This window comes from Roseobacter sp. SK209-2-6 (assembly GCF_000169455.1).
In the GTDB taxonomy this organism is placed as follows: Bacteria; Pseudomonadota; Alphaproteobacteria; order Rhodobacterales; family Rhodobacteraceae; genus Pseudophaeobacter.
Genome location: NZ_AAYC01000002.1, coordinates 157,631 through 173,940, shown reverse-complemented (window position 1 = coordinate 173,940; position 16,310 = coordinate 157,631). Strand labels below are relative to the sequence as shown.

Genomic DNA, 16,310 nt, shown 5'->3' with positions numbered 1-16,310 from the left:
TCACCTGCAATTGCGGCGGAGGGCAAGATGGCAATTCTGGAACGTAACGACACAGGCGCGGTGGCACATCTACAGATGAACGCGCCCGAGCGGCTCAATGCCCTCTCGGATGAAATGCTGGCCGCACTGCAAGAGCAGATCGACGCTCTGCAAGAGGATCGCACCATCAAGGCTGTGATCCTCTCTGGCGCGGGCAAGGCCTTTTGCGCGGGCCACGACATCCGCCAAATGACGGCGGGCCGTGCTGCGGCGGATGGCGGGCGCGCCTATTTCGAGGATCTGTTTCGCCGCTGCACCTCTGTCATGCTGGGGCTGCAAAAACTGCCGCAGCCGGTCATTGCCCAGGTGCATGGCATTGCCACCGCTGCAGGTTGCCAATTGGTGGCCTCTTGCGATCTGGCCGTTGCTGCCGAGGATTGCCGCTTTGGCGTCAATGGCGTCAATATCGGGCTCTTTTGCTCCACACCCATGGTGGCCCTCTCACGCAACATCCCGCGCAAACATGCGTTTGAGTTGCTCACTACCGGTGACTTCATGCTGGCCCCATGCGCCGCCGAATTGGGCCTGATCAACCGCTCGGTTCCCGCAGAAGACCTGCAGGCCGAGGCCGGCGCGATAGCAGAGCGTATCGCCTCTAAACTGGGCGCAGCGGTGAAAGTGGGCAAAGAGGCCTATTACAATCAACTGCAGATGCCCATCGAAGAAGCCTATGCCTATACCAGCAGCGTGATTGTCGAGAACCTGATGCAGGCCGATACCATCGAAGGCATGGCTGCCTTTGTCGAAAAACGCAGCCCGAATTGGGAAAAATCCTGAGTTTTCCTAAAATTTTAGGCTTTGTTTAACATTCGGCACATATTGTTTCCATATCAGGCCTTTCAATCAAGGCAGGATAATGGCAAAGATTGGGCACAGGCCGAGGCCTGGACACAATTTTGGGCCGCTGTGGCGGAAGGTCCCTCCAGCCGGATCTCTCTCCCGGTCGACATTCCCGCGCAGCGGCCCCAAAATCCCCCTAATCTTCTGAAAAAGAACGCAAAACGGCGCTAGCTGTTTCGGATCTTGACCTGCTCGCCACTTGGCAACCCAGCCTCCATGTAGATCACCCTGCCCCAAAGCAGCCTGGAATCAGTCGCGCCGCAGTCAGGATGCCGCAATCCCGCCGCATTCCTGCAGCTGCAATATTGCCTAAAGGCCGCGCCTGCCCTATGTGCCCCTCATGACAAAGACATTGCATATCGTGGGCGGCGGCATGGCCGGCTCTGAGGCTGCCTGGCAGGCGGCAAACATGGGCGTAGAGGTGGTGATCCACGAAATGCGCCCCAAAGTGGAAACCTTTGCCCATCAGACCGGCAATCTGGGTGAGATGGTCTGCTCCAACTCCTTCCGCTCTGATGATGATGAGCAGAACGCCGTGGGCCTGTTGCATTGGGAAATGCGCGCCGCAGGTGGTTTGATCATGACAACGGCGGATGAACACCGCCTGCCCGCTGGCGGCGCGCTGGCGGTTGACCGCGAGCCCTTTGCCGAAACCGTGACGGCTAAGCTGAAGGCGCATCCGAATGTCACGGTATCTTACGAGGAAATCACCGAACTGCCCAGCGATGGCCACTGGATCTTTGCCACCGGCCCCTTGACCTCGCCCGAGTTGGGCAAGGCAATCCAGGCAGAGACCGGCGCTGAGGCACTGGCCTTCTTTGATGCCATCGCGCCGATTGTCTATGCCGAAAGCATCGATATGTCCCAGGCCTGGATGCAGTCACGCTATGACAAGGGCGAAACAGAAGAAGAGCGCACCGCCTACCTCAACTGCCCGATGGACAAACCCCAGTATGAGGCCTTCATCGACGCGCTCCTGGCCGCCGACAAGACCGAATTCCACGAAGGTGAGACCGCCGGCTATTTCGACGGCTGCCTGCCGATTGAGGTCATGGCTGAGCGTGGACGTGAGACCCTGCGTCATGGACCGATGAAGCCCGTAGGCCTCACCAACCCGCATAAGCCCGAGGAAAAAGCATGGGCCGTGGTTCAGCTGCGCCGCGACAATGCGCTAGGGACGCTTTTCAACATCGTCGGTTTCCAAACGAAAATGAAATACGGCGCCCAGGCGCAGGTCTTCAAGATGATCCCCGGTCTGAAAAACGCCAGCTTTGCCCGTCTCGGCGGCATCCACCGCAATACCTTCCTGAACTCGCCCACCCTGCTGGACAGCCAGATGCGGCTGAAGTCGAAGCCGCACATCCGCTTTGCAGGCCAGATCACCGGGGTTGAGGGCTATGTGGAAAGTGCCGCCATGGGCCTCTTGGCGGGCCGTCTGGCTGCGGCGGAGATCCTGGACCAGGAGCTGCCAGAGGTGCCGCAAGACAGCGCCATGGGCGCCCTCATCCACCACATCACCGGCGGTGCCGAGGCCAAAACCTTCCAGCCGATGAATGTGAACTTCGGGCTGTTCCGCCCTGTGGATGGCCTCAAGGGTGGGCGTCGCGGCCGCAAGGACCGCTACAAGGCCTATACCGACCGCGCCAAGGAACATTGGCAGGAGTGGCTGAAAAACTTTTCCTAGACCAGATCACCGCCGGGTGCCTAAACTGGTCCTATGCGCGAAAAATTTCTGGACAAGGCCTATTCCCTTGAAACCCCAGAGGCGACCCTTGATCACTATAATCAATGGGCCGCCTCTTATGATGCGGAAATCTCCGAGAACGGCTATGCCACTCCGGGCCGGATCGCCGCCGCCCTGGCGGAGTTTCACCCCAATAAGAGCGAGCCGGTTCTGGATTTTGGCTGCGGCACCGGACTATCCGGCCTCGCCCTGCGCCGGCAGGGATTTGAGGTGGTGGATGGCATGGAGCCTTCTGCAGAGATGCTCTCCCAGGCCCGTGAGAAAACCGCTTACCGCAAACTCGTCAATATCAGGCTTTCCAATCGAAAACCGGTCCCGCGAGGAGCCTACCGGCTGATCATCGGCTGCGGTGTATTGGGGACGGGTGCTGCACCGCCGCCAGTTTTTGATATGATCATGAATGCCCTGCCCAGGGGCGGAAAATTCTGCTTTTCCTATAATGATCACGCCCTGGCGGATCCCACCTTCACAATAAAAATCACTGAATGGGTCGACTGCGGGGCCGCAAGGCTGCTATTTCAGGAACACGGGGAGCACCTCCCCGGATTGAACCTGAAATCCACCGTCTATGTGATTGAGAAAGCGTGACATTCACCACCCGCTTTGCCCCTTCGCCAACTGGTCCCCTGCACCTAGGCCACGCCTATTCCGCTATGCTGGCCCATGATAGGGCCATGGCCGAGGGCGGCACATTCCTATTGCGAATAGATGACCTGGACCAGTCCAGATCCCGCGATATCTGGGAAGAGCAGATTTACGAAGACCTGCACTGGCTTGGAATCTCATGGACAGAACCAGTTCGCAAACAATCCGAGTGCCAAGCGGATTATGACACTGCCCTTGACGTCCTTTGGCGCAAGGGTTTGCTCTACGAATGCTCCTGCACGCGTCGGGACATCAAAGAAGCCCAGTCGGCGCCACAGGAAGGTGGTCTTCAGTTTGGACCGGACGGGCTAATCTACCCAGGAACCTGCCGACCGCGAGCCAATGCAGGTCACCCCCCCACCGGACCGCGTCCTAGAGATGTTACACTGCGCTTCGATGTGTCAAAAGCGCTCGAGCCTCATCATACAGGTTACCTATTCATTCCACGCGCCGGTGAAAATGCACGCTTTTCTACCTTTCCTGAATCCGGGCAATGCGCAAATACCAAGGTGAACTGCTACGAGTTCACTTCCGATTATGTAAAAAAGCAAATCGGAGATTTTGTTGTCTCCCGTAAAATATGGGAGCCGCCTATCACTTGGGCCGTTGTCGGAGACGATCAAGACAAAAAGTTACTCATGTCATACGCGGAGAGGACCTCCTGGAAGCCACGATTATCCAGACGCTCATTGGGTATTTGCTTGATGATGAGATTAAAAATTACTGGTCACAACCCAGCTACCACCATCACCGCTGATCCGCGACGGTCAGGGCAAGCGCCTTGCCAAACGTGACGACGCCCGCGCCATTGCCAAATACCGCGCCGAAGGCGCCACCCCCCCAGGACATTCGCGCTATGGTTGGCCTTGCCTAAGGGTTCACTTTCCCTCAAATACCTCCGCCGGAGGCAGCGGCCCACCAGGGCCGCCCTTTCGTATCCGTTCAACTCATCGGTTTCATCAACTCGACCTCTTCGCCCTCCCTTACAGCGGTATAGAAACAGGTTCGGCGATTGGTGTGGCAGGCGGCTCCGGTTTGTCGCACCAGGGCCAGCAGGCAGTCACGGTCGCAATCCAGCCGCAGATCCACCAGTTCCTGCACATGGCCTGAGGTTTCCCCCTTGATCCAAAACGATTGACGGGAACGCGACCAATAGGTGACCCGACCGCTCTCCAGCGTGCGCGCCACCGCATCGGCATTCATCCAGGCCATCATCAGCACCTCACCGGAGCTTTCGTCCTGTGCGATACAGGGGATCAGCCCGGCGTCATCAAATTTCAGGCTGGCGGGATCAAAACTCATGGCAAAAACCTTTTGCATCTGCTGTTCGGCTCCCTATGTATGGGGAACACGACCCAAGGGAAAGCCCGAGCCTGCCAATGTCCAGCGAAACCGATCTCATCAAGCTTTACTCTCAGCGCATTCTGGCACTGGCAGCCGATATTCCACATCTGGACCGGCTGGACAGCCCGGATGCAACGGCAAAAAAACGCGCGCCGCTTTGTGGGTCTACCGTGACGGTTGATCTCTGCCTGCAGGATGGCCGCATCTCTTCCTTTGGCCAGGATGTCAAAGCCTGCGCCCTGGGGCAGGCCTCTGCCTCCGTTGTGGGCGCCAATATTGTCGGGCGCAGCCAAGCCGAGGTCGAACAGGCGCGGAATCAGTTGAAGGCCATGCTGACCGCGGAAGGTCCAACGCCAGAGGCGCCGTTTCAGGATCTCGAAGTGCTGATGCCGGCCCGCGAATTCAAGAACCGGCACGCCTCTATCCTGCTGTGCCTGGAAGCCTGCCTTGAGGCCATGGATGAGCTGCGGCAAGAGAGCTGCGCCTGACACGGTATCTACTCTGTTCCAAATACTCCCATTTGCTTCAATTTGGGATCGTTTCCCTTTCCATATCAGTGAAACTTTCAGTTTCACTTCTTCGTGCAAGAAACTGTTAAGAAAGAAAAAGCCGCCACACATCCGGGCAGATGGTGGCGGCAGGTGAGGCGTCTTTGTTCGGGGACCAGTGGGCTTTCCGGCAGATGATGCAGCCGGTAGGGATGTGTACAGGCGGGACATCCCCCATCAGGAAGTCGGGATGCGATGCAAGCTCCGCTGCTTCAAAGACGTCAGGCAGTTGGTGAATCTCGGGAAGCGCGACCCTAGAGCAGTCCAGGCAGGTGTAGCGCGGCGACCAGCATGACCATTAGCGAAGCCGCACCGATAGCATCCTGCAGCAGGGTTGCCTGGGCGTTTTGAAGAACAGTTTTCAGCTGGGTCATCATGTCTCGGCCTCTCTTCTCTCTGTCGATTTGCTCCGTCCGGTCTGTGCCGGTCTTGTTGCCTCTTTGTTCTCATTTTACGCTCATTCTGTAAAGAACTTTTTGAGAACATTTGCGAACTTTTTAGAACAAACCACAGTGCAAGTAGAACAGAATAGATCTAACCCACTGAAATCAAACGAATAGCCTGATCCTGTTTCATCAACCACAAAAGAACGCGAACAGCCTGTCCCCGCTCCGAGGTTAGGTCCGGATCTTTTGCAAGAAGCGCGCGCGCATCGCTTTGCGCCAGGGCCATGAGTGGCGCCTGTTTTTCAAGATCAGCAATGCGAAATTTCGGCAGGCCCGATTGCGCGGTGCCAATGACATCCCCCGCGCCCCGCATCTGCAGGTCGGTCTCGGAGATCCGAAAGCCATCTTCTGTCTCGCGCAGAACCTCTAGCCGCCGCCGCCCGCCCTCACTCAGAGGCGGTTGATAGAGCAACAAGCAGGTGGATTGAGCAGATCCCCGACCAACACGTCCCCGCAGCTGGTGCAGCTGTGCCAGGCCAAAAATCTCAGCCCGCTCAATCACCATGATCGACGCATTGGGAACATTGACGCCGACCTCAATCACTGTGGTGGCAACCAGAACCTTGGTTTTCCCAGAAACAAAGGCCTCCATGGCCGCGTCTTTCTCAGCCGGGGGCATTTGGCCGTGGACCAGCCCCACCTGCCCCTCTCCTAGGGCTGCGCGCAGGTGATTGAACCGTTCCTCAGCGGCGGTCAGATCCATCACTTCGGATTCGCCCACCAAGGGGCAGACCCAGTAACACTGCCGCCCCTCTTCGATGGCGCCACGCAGATGCTCCACCACCTCCTGCATACGTTCCGTTGCGACAACCGCCGTTTTCACAGGTTTGCGCCCCGGTGGTTTCTCATCCAGGACGGATACTTCCATATCTCCATATTGCGCCAGCGCCAGCGAGCGGGGAATCGGCGTAGCAGTCATAACCAGAACATCCGCCCCCTGACCCTTTTCAGCCAGTTCCATCCGCTGACGCACCCCAAAGCGGTGCTGCTCATCAACAACCGCCAGGCGCAAATCCTTAAAGGCAACATCCTGCTGAAACACCGCATGGGTGCCAACCAGGATCTGAATATCTCCGCGCGCCAGAGCATCCAGCTTTTTGCGCCGCTCCGTCCCCTTGTCACGGCCAGTCAGCACCTCCAGTACCACACCGGCATCTTCTGCAAGCGGCTTCAGCCCCTCCAGATGCTGCTGCGCCAAGATACCGGTCGGTGCCATCATCACCCCCTGGCCACCCGCCTCAACCGCGACCAGAAGCGCCATAAAGGCAACCAGGGTTTTTCCTGCGCCCACATCACCTTGCAGCAATCTGTTCATGCGGATGTCACGCGCCATATCTGCAGAGATTTCTTCGATTGCGCGGGCCTGTGCCCCTGTGGGCCGATAGGGCAAAGCACTCAGCACGCGCGATTGCAGATGCCCCGTTGCCAAGCTAGCCCGGCCTTTTCGTTGCCGTTCCTGCTGTCGCGCCAGGGCCAGAGTGACCTGATGCGCAAAGAGTTCGTCATAGGCCAGCCGCGCACGCGGCGATGCCTCCGGATCCAGATCCTCCTGCCCCTGGGGAACATGGGCCTGTTGCAGGGCCTCCCGCCAGCTCGGCCACCCTTCTCGGGAACAGAGTGCAGGGTCGATCCATTCAGACAGGTCCGGTAAGCGCGTCAAGGCACTTTGAACCGCCTTGGTCATGGTCTTCTGCGTCACCCCATGGGTCAGAGGGTAGACTGGTTCAAACTCCGGAATATCTTCGGCCTCAGCCAAAGGGAGCATATGATCGGGATGGACCATCTGCGCCATGCCATCAAACAGCTCCAGCTTGCCCGAGACCAAGCGGCGGGAGCCTTCCGGACATTGAGCTTCCAGATAACGGCTGCGACCATGGAAGAATACCAATTGAAACTCCTCCTCCTGATCTGTCACATTGATCCGGTAAGCCCCCCCCTTGTTGCGCGCTGGACGGTGGCTGCCAATGGTGACCTCAACCGTAGCAATCCCCGGCAGTTCCAGCCCCCGGATTGTGGACCTACGGCGTCGATCCAGAACCGAATATGGCAATAAGAACAACAGGTCCCGAGGTGTTTCCAAACCAATCTGCTGTAGATTCTGTGCGATTTTCGGGCCAACCCCTTTTAGGGTATCAGCCGCGGCAAAAAGCGGAAACAGGACCTCGGGACGCCCGCTCATAGCAGCGCAATACGGGCCAGCCAGCCCTCCTCATCCAGGATTTCGATGCCCAATTCCTGCGCCTTCTTCTCTTTGGATCCTGCGCCAGGCCCTGCCACCAGAATATCCGTCTTCTTGGAGACCGATCCGGAAACCTTGGCCCCCAGCGCCTCTGCCCGCGCCTTTGCCTCATCCCGAGTCATTTTTTCAAGCTTGCCGGTGAAGACCACCGTTTTTCCCGCAACCGGGCTTTCCTGTGCAGGAGCTGCGGGGGCTTCGATCTCCAACTCATGGACCAGCGCATCGATGACGCTGCGCTCTTCGACATTGGCCAGGGCATCAGAAAGCGACAGGCCGACCGTGGCGCCGATCCCGTCGATCCCAATCAGATCTTCCCAGCTCTCGCGTGCTGATGCGGAAACTTCCAGACGCGACACCTCAAGGTCGCGGGTTTCTTTGATGCGCGCGCGCCTACCTTCGGCTGCTGCTGCCTGTCGCTCCTTCTCTTCGGCCAGATCTGCAGCGCGATGGGCCAGCGCAGCCTCACGCGCCAGATCAACGGCAGCGGCCAGATCCGCCCAAGAGCCGAAATGCAGTGCCAGATCCTTGGCTGCGACTTCCCCCACGTGGCGAATGCCGAGGCCAAAGATCATCCGACCCAGCGGGATACGGCGTTTCTGCGTGATCGCAGCAAAGAGGTTTTCGGCACTCTGCGCGCCCCAGCCGTGCCGGTTTTTCAACTTCGCCAGGTTTTCCCCGTCACGTTGCTCCAGCCTATAGATATCCACCGGCGTGCGGATCGGTAGATCCGTATCCTCAAAAAACATCTCCAGCTGCTTGGCACCGAGACCATCGATATCAAAGGCCTTTCGGGAGACAAAATGCTTAAGCTTTTCAATCGCCTGCGCCGGACAAATCAACCCACCGGTGCAACGGCGCACCGCGTCACCTTCTTCGCGCACGGCTTCTGATCCGCACTCGGGGCACGTCGTTGGAAAGGCAAAAGGGATCTCATTCCCTGTGCGTTTGCGAATGTCCACATCCGCGACCTTTGGGATCACATCCCCAGCGCGATAGATCTGCACCCAGTCGCCCACACGGATTTCCTTGCCGCCGCGGATCTCTTCGCCCTTGTTATCCCGGCCCTGAATATAGTCTTCGTTGTGCAGGGTGGCATTTGAGACCACGACGCCGCCCACGGTGACCGGCGTCAGTCGCGCCACTGGGCTAAGTGCACCGGTGCGTCCGACCTGAATGTCGATAGCTTCCAATCTGGTCCAGGCCAGTTCCGCCGGGAATTTATGCGCAATCGCCCAACGTGGCGTGGTCGCCCGAAAGCCGAGGCGCGCCTGCAGAGCCATATCGTTCACTTTGTAAACCACGCCGTCGATATCATAGCCCAGCGTGGCGCGCTGCTCTTCGATCCTACGGTAATGCGCGATCATCTCTTCGACAGAGGTGCAGAGCGCAGTCAGCTCATTGGTTTGAAAACCCAGAACGGACAGTCTCTCAATGGCTTCAAACTGTGTTTTCGCAAGAGGTTCACTAAGCTCCCCCCAGCTATAGGCAAAGAAGCGCAAAGGTCGGGCCCGCGTGACCTCCGCATCCAATTGGCGCAGTGAGCCGGCGGCCGCGTTACGCGGATTGGCAAAACTCTTGCCACCCTGCTCTTCTTGACGGGCGTTTAAAGTCGCAAAATCTGCATGACTCATATACACTTCACCGCGCACCTCCAGGATTTCTGGAGCCCCTGTTAACACCTGTGGGATATCAGCGATTGTGCGTGCGTTTTCCGTGACATCCTCTCCGGTTGATCCATCTCCACGTGTCGCCCCATGAACCAACCGCCCGTTTTCGTACCGCAGAGACAGGGAAAGACCGTCAATCTTGGGTTCAGCGGTAAAAGCCAGGGACTGATCAGCGGATTGCCCCAGGTAATTTCGTATCCCTTTGGTGAAATCAGCGACATCGCCATCCTCAAAGGCATTGCCCAGGGACAGCATAGGGATCGCATGGGAGATTTTCCCAAAACCGGAAGCTGCAGGCGCGCCGACAGAATCTAAAATCTTTTCGGCTTGTGGCCGTAGTTTGGGAAAAGTATCCACCAGCTCCTTTAGGCGGCGCTTTTCTCGATCATAAGCACCATCGGATATCTCAGAAATGTCGTGAGTATGATGGAGTCGATCTGCTGACCAAATCAGCAATTTCAGCTCGTTGAGCTCCTCTTGTGCTTCGTTCTCAGAGAGATCAGAAATGGGCTTTTCCACGCGTTATCCCCGTTTGTTCTTATTCGGTGATAAGCCTCCGACTGCCCAAGGTCTAGCCCAGAGAGATTAGTCAGGGCAGACCAATCAAAAATTAAGTTCGGAAATAGGAATGCAAAAAATTGAGCAGGACGAAACGGCACTTCGCTGCAGGCGCAAATTTACCTTTTCTTTCAGTTTTACAACATTTGGGTCATTTCCAATGCAGGTCAACGAACGACAAAGGCCGGGTCACAATGACCCGGCCTAGTAACCTGCCGACTGTCCGGCAAAGAAACAGCATCTAAGCTACGGAGGTGTTACGCCCCAACAGCCATGCGGTGACCGCCTGACATCTGATCATCCTGCGGGTCCCGCAGAACATAGCCACGCCCCCAAACCGTTTCGATATAGTTGTCGCCACCGGTCGCTGTGCTCAGCTTTTTGCGCAACTTGCAGATAAACACGTCGATAATTTTAAGTTCTGGTTCGTCCATGCCACCATAGAGGTGGTTGAGGAACATCTCTTTAGTCAGGGTTGTGCCTTTGCGCAGCGAAAGCAGCTCAAGCATCTGATATTCTTTACCGGTGAGATGAACAGTCTTGCCTTCAACCTCAACCGTTTTCGCGTCCAGGTTTACCGCAATCTTGCCCGTATTGATGATCGACTGCGAATGGCCTTTGGAGCGACGAATGATGGCGTGGATCCGTGCCACCAGCTCTTCGCGGTGGAAGGGTTTGGTCAGATAGTCATCCGCGCCAAAGCCGAAGCCTTTGATTTTGTTATCAGTATCATCGGCACCAGAAAGGATGAGGATCGGTGTTTCGATCCGGGCCATACGCAGCTGGCGCAGAACCTCATGGCCATTCATATCCGGCAGCCCAAGATCCAGAAGGATCAGGTCGTAATCATATAGTTTTGCAAGGTCGATGCCTTCCTCGCCCAGATCCGTCGAATAGACGTTGAGGTTGGCATGGGTCAACATCAGCTCAATGCTCTTGGCTGTAGTTGGATCATCTTCTACCAGAAGAATGCGCATTTTTTGTTCTCCGCCTGTACACTGTTTCCCTCAGGTTGCGTTAACCCTGATTGAAAAAGGTTAATGGCCCGTTACTAAAGTCATTCTTTCTCAACTTTTACTCAATAGCCAAGTACAAATTTTCTTAAAGTTATCGGTAGTCCTTCAGGCGTGTTGTCTTAAGCGCATCTTCTCCGTGATCCGCCACCGCAGCGATCCAGCTGCGGAACTCTTCTTCGCTGAGCCCATAGATGCGCAGAGCCTCAGTTTGGGGAATCAAGCCATAAAGCACGCCCCGCACAACTGCAGCCTTGCGCGAGGCCACCCAACGCCGGGTGCTTTCTGGCGGTAGATCTGCCCGCGTCATGATAGACCCATCCGGAAGGGTCACAGCACGCGGGCCATCAACTTTCTTTAGAAACATGCGTTTCACCTAACTTGCGGTATTTTCTTCTGGTCCTTAAGAGCTTTTGCCTATTGTACTTAATGAGCAGTGAACCTGCCTCTTGAGAGTCGTTAGGATTTTCATATATTCTGCGACGCCTTCCCCCTTGACTTGAGGAGTCGCCCCATGGCGCTGGACAATGACACCCCGCTGAACTCTCTCGGCTTTGCAAAACCACCGGCCGAAACCCGGGTTGTTGTCGCAATGTCCGGCGGCGTCGACAGTTCTGTTGTGGCGGCCTATCTGGCGGATCAGGGCTATGATGTGGTTGGCGTAACGCTGCAGCTTTACGACCACGGCGCGGCCCTGGCCAAAAAAGGCGCCTGCTGTGCTGGGATTGATATCCATGACGCGCGCCGTGTGGCGGAAGAGCGTGGCTTCCCGCATTATGTTCTCGACTATGAGAACATCTTTAAGGATGCGGTCATTGACGAATTTGCCGACAGCTATCTGGCCGGCGCCACCCCGGTGCCCTGCATCCGCTGCAACGAACGTGTGAAGTTCAAGGACCTGCTGGAAACCGCCAAGGATCTGGAGGCCGATTGCATGGCCACCGGTCACTACATTCAGCGTATGATGGGCGAACAGGGGCCAGAGCTGCATTCAGCCGAGGATGCCAATCGCGATCAAAGCTATTTCCTCTTCTCCACCACGCCGGAGCAGTTGGACTATCTGCGTTTCCCGCTCGGGCATCTGCCGTCCAAGGATGCCACCCGCGAGATGGCCGCCCAATACGGTCTGGCAGTGGCAGATAAGCCTGATAGTCAGGACATTTGCTTTGTGCCTGATGGCAACTATGCCTCCGTGATCGAAAAACTACGCCCTGGTGCCGCCGAACCCGGCGAGATCGTGCATAGCGATGGTCGGGTATTGGGCACGCATGAGGGCGTCATTCACTATACCATCGGCCAGCGACGCGGGCTGGGTATCGGTGGCCTCTCAGAGCCGCTCTATGTGGTGAAACTGGATGTGGACAAGAAACAGGTCGTTGTTGGGCCCAAGGACCTACTTGCCACCCGCACCATTCCGGTTCGCGAGATAAACTGGCTGGGGGATGCGCCTTTCACTTCCCAAAAGGAATGGCACCTCAAGGTCAAGGTCCGCTCTACACGCCCCCCGCGTGAGGCCATCATCCGTCCGCTAACGGAAACAACGGCTGAGGTCGAGCTGCTGACACCAGAAGAGGGTATCTCTCCTGGACAGGCCTGTGTTTTCTACGCCTCCGAAGGTTCTCGCATTTTTGGCGGCGGCTGGATCTGGCGCGGGTATTGATCTTCTCAACCTTACAGGTCAAGGGAGGCGAAGCCTCCGCACATGGCGCGGCTTGCCCTTGGTGCGGATTACACACAAAATTGAAAAGGCGCTTTGAGGGCAAACCTGCCCCTCAAACGCTTCTCAGCCCCCCCTTTGCAAGACCGAAACCTCTAGCATTTTGTAGCTATCACCCGCCACAGGCGCCGCGCGCAGGACCCATAGGGGCCTGCGCGCATGACAAGCGCCGGGGCCGGGAGGCTAAGCCTCCGGCGCGCTCACCATCCAGCATCGAACTTTTACATTACAAACAGGTCACGACAGCCGCTGGAGGATCGCACGCGCGGCCCGCAACCCGGGCGCTTCGCCACCTAGCCCCAGACGCTCCATGGTCAAGTCCATGGCTTCGTGCTGATCTTCGGAACTGGTGACAAGATCCGAGAGGTTTTTGGCGATATTCTCCGCCGTGCAATTCGGGCCTAGGCATTCTGGCACCACACGGGTGTCACTCACCAGATTGACCAGTGTCACGGTATCAATCAGCGCCATGCGCTTCATGATTTGCCAAGTGAGCCACTGGAACCTATAGGCGATGACCATCGGGGTTCGGGCCGCCGCAAGTTCCAAAGACACGGTCCCCGAAGCCGCCAGGGCCAGATCCGCCGCTGCAAAAGCCGCGCGTTTGTGAGCTTTGGCAATACTAGGGTCGAAATCCGACGGATCAATCAGGAGCGACCCCTCAGGCCAGGCCTGCAAGGCCTCTTTGACTGCACCTGCAACCGGTCCGGCGGCGGGTACGACCACACGATGTTCCGGATTCTGCGCACAGAATTCTGCCAGGGCTTCACCAAAGACCGGTGCCAGGCGGGCCACCTCCGAGCGGCGTGAGCCCGGCAGTGCCAGGACGAAGGGCGCCTCGCCAAGTCCGAAGGCTGTTCTGAAAGTGGAAATCTCTTCCTCTGTCGCCTGAGGTTCAGCAACAACGGGATGGCCGACGAAATCACACTCCATTCCCGCCGCCTCCATATAGGGAGGTTCAAAAGGCAAGAGCGCCAGAACATGGTCTATGACCTCAGCCATTTTTGCCGCACGTTTGGGACGCCAAGCCCAAACCGAGGGCGCAACATAATGGACCGAACGAATATCGCTGCGTTCCTTGACCAGACGCGCCACACGCAGAGAAAAATCCGGACTGTCGATCGTGATCAACACATCCGGCTTCATCTCCAGCACCGCCTCAGCAGTCTCCCTGATCCGCCGTTTGAGGTGCCGGTACTTTGGCAACACCTCGGCCAGCCCCATGACCGACAGCTCTTCCATAGGAAAGCGAGAGGACAGCCCCTCTTCCGCCATCAGGGTCCCGCCGATACCTTCAAAGCAGACATCCGGCTGCAGCTGCTTCACCCCCGCCATCAAGGCGCGCCCCAACCTGTCACCAGAGGGCTCACCAGCAAGGATAAAGACAGAGAGGCTCATGCAGGGTTTCTCTTGTGGTATCGATCAGGCTGGCCGTAGCCAGAGGAAAAGCCCATGGCGATCACAGGCAGCGATCACCTCTTCCTGGTTCAGGACCAGCACACCGCCAGCCTCGAGCACGATACCGGAAAGGCCGGCTGTGGCAGCAGCAGCAACCGTTTCTGGCCCAATGGTCGGCAGATCCGCACGGCGATCCTGACCAGGCTTAGGGGCTTTGAACATAAGCCCGCCTTCGCCATCTGGCCGTGCACTGAGACTGTGCAGCATCCAATCGGTGCCAAAGGCATTTTCGACAGCAATAGCCTGACAGGCGCGAACCGCGCAACTTTGGCCGATATCGGCAGCACTCATGGCGGCAACGATCTCTGCGCCCCGCGCGGCATCCGCGTGATCCAGCTCACCGGGTTGGACGCGGGTAAAGACCCCCTCGCCCATCAACAGATCAGGCGCAGCCTCATGTGCTGCACGCAAAGTAAATCCAGCCTGCTCCAGAATTGCCATGACCGCGCGCAGAGCGCCATCGTCCCCCGCTGCCAAGGCAGCTTGGAAGGCAGGGACCAGAGGCAGGGTTGCCGCATCAATGGCAGTGGGATCAATCTGAGGGCGCGTCACAGCCCCCGCCAGACAAACCTCTGTTACGCCAGCGGCTTTCAGGCGCTCCAGAAAGCTACCGAAATGCTCCAGTCGGAAGGTGATTTCCGCATCAACACAGTCAGGCTCAGATCCTGCGAGAGCACAGATTAGCGCCCGCTCTGGCAGACGCGCGGCAACTTCTTTTGGCAGCAAGCCACGGCCCGCAATAAGTGCCAGCATGTTTTATCCCCCAGGCGTCAAGAAGGAACGGTGAGTGTCGCCAGCAACAAAATCGACGATATCGCGGACATAGTCGCTATCCGCCTCTTCCCCCAGACGCTTGGCGCGCTCTGAGAAGGTACCTTCACCCTGGGCCAGCATCTGGAAGGCCGCGCGCAGTGCAGTAATATCCGCACGCGCGACCCCTCGACGTTTGAGGCCAACCAGGTTGAGCCCGTCCAACTCGCCGCGCGGTGCCTGCACCAGCCCATAGGGAATGACATCATTGGTCACCATGGAGAGCGCCCCGATGATGGCGCCTTTGCCTATGCGGACAAATTGGTGCAGCCCGGACAGGCCACCGATGATCACGTCATCCTCGATGACACAGTGACCGGCCACTGCGGAGGAATTGACCACGATAACCCGATCACCAATCAGCGCATCATGGGCGATATGGCAGCCCGCCATAAAGAGCCCATCATCACCGATCCGGGTGACGCCTCCCCCGCCTTCAGTGCCCGCATTGATGGTCACATGCTCGCGGATGCGATTACGTTGACCGATTTCGGTCCGGCATTTTTCGCCCTTGAACTTCAGATCCTGCGGGATCTCGCCCACAACTGCGAAAGAGAAAATCGTGCTCTCTTCCCCGATCTGAGTGTTTCCAGCAACGACCACATGGGATTTCAATGTAACCCGATCCCCCAAAACCACTTCGGGACCGATATGGCAGAACGGACCAATCACACAGTCCTCGCCAATTTGGGCGCCCTCTTCAATGATGGCGCTGGGGTGGATCTGGCTCATATTGGTCAGTCCTTTTGCAGGTCGACCATGGCGGTGAATTCGGCTTCGGCAGCCACTTCACCTTCAACGGTCGCAGTTCCCTTGAACTTAAAGATCTTGCCACCTGGCTTACCGCGCAGGGTTTCCACCTTCATTTCCAGAACATCCCCAGGGATGACTTTGCGGCGGAACTTACACTTGTCGATATTCATAAAGTAGATCAGCAGATCCGTGTCGACCATATCCAAGGCAACACCCAGCATAACCCCTGCGGTTTGCGCCATGGCTTCGACAATGGTGACACCAGGCATGATAGGTGCACCAGGGAAATGCCCCTGGAAATGCGGCTCGTTCATGGTGACATTCTTGATGCCACGTGCAGAAGAGAAACCATCAATATCGACAACCTTATCCACCAGAAGGAAGGGATAGCGGTGCGGCAGAATACGCTGGATGAGGTGAATATCGGCGCTTTGCAGCTCTGCGGTCATGGTGGCTTTCCTATAATTTTTCTGCGGTCTGCGCTGTCCC

15 protein-coding genes and 1 pseudogene are annotated in these 16,310 nt (G+C 57.4%); 6 read left to right on the top strand and 10 right to left on the bottom strand.

Features of this window, described 5'->3' with window-relative positions; translation table 11 throughout:
* The first annotated feature begins 27 nt into the window (after positions 1–27).
* From RSK20926_RS03965 to RSK20926_RS22365, 4 genes and pseudogenes are all read left to right on the top strand, one after another.
* Entirely contained in the window at positions 28–816 is a 789-nt protein-coding gene (locus tag RSK20926_RS03965) for an enoyl-CoA hydratase (RefSeq protein ID WP_008204564.1), read from the top strand.
* Positions 817–1,219: 403 nt separating this feature from the next.
* The gene (trmFO, locus tag RSK20926_RS03960) at positions 1,220–2,563 is read left to right on the top strand and encodes a methylenetetrahydrofolate--tRNA-(uracil(54)-C(5))-methyltransferase (FADH(2)-oxidizing) TrmFO (RefSeq protein ID WP_008204561.1); all 1,344 of its coding nucleotides are present in this window, start codon (positions 1,220–1,222) and stop codon (positions 2,561–2,563) included.
* A 33-nt stretch (positions 2,564–2,596) separates the two neighbouring features.
* Complete coding sequence (locus RSK20926_RS03955) at positions 2,597–3,211, top strand: class I SAM-dependent DNA methyltransferase (RefSeq protein ID WP_008204560.1); 615 nt, start codon at positions 2,597–2,599, stop codon at positions 3,209–3,211.
* A pseudogene (locus tag RSK20926_RS22365) lies at positions 3,208–4,142 on the top strand (glutamate--tRNA ligase family protein). Before RSK20926_RS03955 ends, RSK20926_RS22365 begins: the two are co-directional and overlap by 4 nt.
* Positions 4,143–4,210: 68 nt before the next feature.
* Here the strand turns inward: RSK20926_RS22365 and hisI are convergent.
* Entirely contained in the window at positions 4,211–4,588 is a 378-nt protein-coding gene (hisI, locus tag RSK20926_RS03950; protein WP_008204557.1) for a phosphoribosyl-AMP cyclohydrolase, read from the bottom strand.
* 59 nt (positions 4,589–4,647) lie between these two features.
* Between hisI and RSK20926_RS03945 the strand changes: the two genes are divergently transcribed.
* Entirely contained in the window at positions 4,648–5,100 is a 453-nt protein-coding gene (locus RSK20926_RS03945) for an iron-sulfur cluster assembly scaffold protein (RefSeq protein ID WP_037253714.1), read from the top strand.
* 314 nt (positions 5,101–5,414) lie between these two features.
* Here RSK20926_RS03945 and RSK20926_RS23320 read toward each other — a convergent pair whose 3' ends face one another.
* From RSK20926_RS23320 to sciP, 5 genes are all read right to left on the bottom strand, one after another.
* Positions 5,415–5,537 (bottom strand): hypothetical protein, encoded by a 123-nt coding sequence (locus RSK20926_RS23320; protein ID WP_008204555.1) that lies wholly within the window; start codon positions 5,535–5,537, stop codon positions 5,415–5,417.
* Positions 5,538–5,694: 157 nt separating this feature from the next.
* Positions 5,695–7,785 (bottom strand): ATP-dependent DNA helicase RecG, encoded by a 2,091-nt coding sequence (recG, locus tag RSK20926_RS03940; protein WP_008204554.1) that lies wholly within the window; start codon positions 7,783–7,785, stop codon positions 5,695–5,697.
* Positions 7,782–10,031, bottom strand: coding sequence for an NAD-dependent DNA ligase LigA (gene ligA / locus RSK20926_RS03935; protein ID WP_008204553.1), 2,250 nt, complete (start codon positions 10,029–10,031; stop codon positions 7,782–7,784). The genes recG and ligA overlap by 4 nt, the downstream gene beginning before the upstream one ends.
* Positions 10,032–10,327: 296 nt before the next feature.
* Complete coding sequence (gene ctrA, locus RSK20926_RS03930) at positions 10,328–11,047, bottom strand: response regulator transcription factor CtrA (RefSeq protein ID WP_008204552.1); 720 nt, start codon at positions 11,045–11,047, stop codon at positions 10,328–10,330.
* Between the two features lie 130 nt (positions 11,048–11,177).
* Positions 11,178–11,450 (bottom strand): CtrA inhibitor SciP, encoded by a 273-nt coding sequence (sciP, locus tag RSK20926_RS03925; RefSeq protein ID WP_008204551.1) that lies wholly within the window; start codon positions 11,448–11,450, stop codon positions 11,178–11,180.
* Positions 11,451–11,597: 147 nt separating this feature from the next.
* Here sciP and mnmA point away from each other — a divergent pair, with 147 nt between their 5' ends.
* Positions 11,598–12,743, top strand: a complete 1,146-nt coding sequence (mnmA, locus tag RSK20926_RS03920) for a tRNA 2-thiouridine(34) synthase MnmA (protein WP_008204550.1) — start codon at positions 11,598–11,600, stop codon at positions 12,741–12,743.
* A 294-nt stretch (positions 12,744–13,037) separates the two neighbouring features.
* Here the strand turns inward: mnmA and lpxB are convergent, their stop codons facing one another.
* Genes lpxB through fabZ form a run of 4 tightly spaced genes read right to left on the bottom strand, consistent with a single transcriptional unit; the run spans position 13,038 to position 16,270 of the window.
* Complete coding sequence (lpxB, locus tag RSK20926_RS03915) at positions 13,038–14,198, bottom strand: lipid-A-disaccharide synthase (protein ID WP_008204549.1); 1,161 nt, start codon at positions 14,196–14,198, stop codon at positions 13,038–13,040.
* Positions 14,199–14,222: 24 nt separating this feature from the next.
* On the bottom strand, positions 14,223–15,011 hold the full coding sequence (locus tag RSK20926_RS03910; RefSeq protein WP_008204548.1) for an LpxI family protein: 789 nt from the start codon (positions 15,009–15,011) through the stop codon (positions 14,223–14,225).
* A gap of 3 nt (positions 15,012–15,014) precedes the next feature.
* On the bottom strand, positions 15,015–15,800 hold the full coding sequence (lpxA, locus tag RSK20926_RS03905; protein ID WP_008204547.1) for an acyl-ACP--UDP-N-acetylglucosamine O-acyltransferase: 786 nt from the start codon (positions 15,798–15,800) through the stop codon (positions 15,015–15,017).
* Between the two features lie 5 nt (positions 15,801–15,805).
* Positions 15,806–16,270 carry a 3-hydroxyacyl-ACP dehydratase FabZ gene (gene fabZ / locus RSK20926_RS03900; protein ID WP_008204546.1) on the bottom strand — a complete coding sequence of 155 codons (465 nt, stop codon included), beginning with the start codon at positions 16,268–16,270 and terminating at the stop codon, positions 15,806–15,808.
* Positions 16,271–16,310 lie beyond the last annotated feature (40 nt).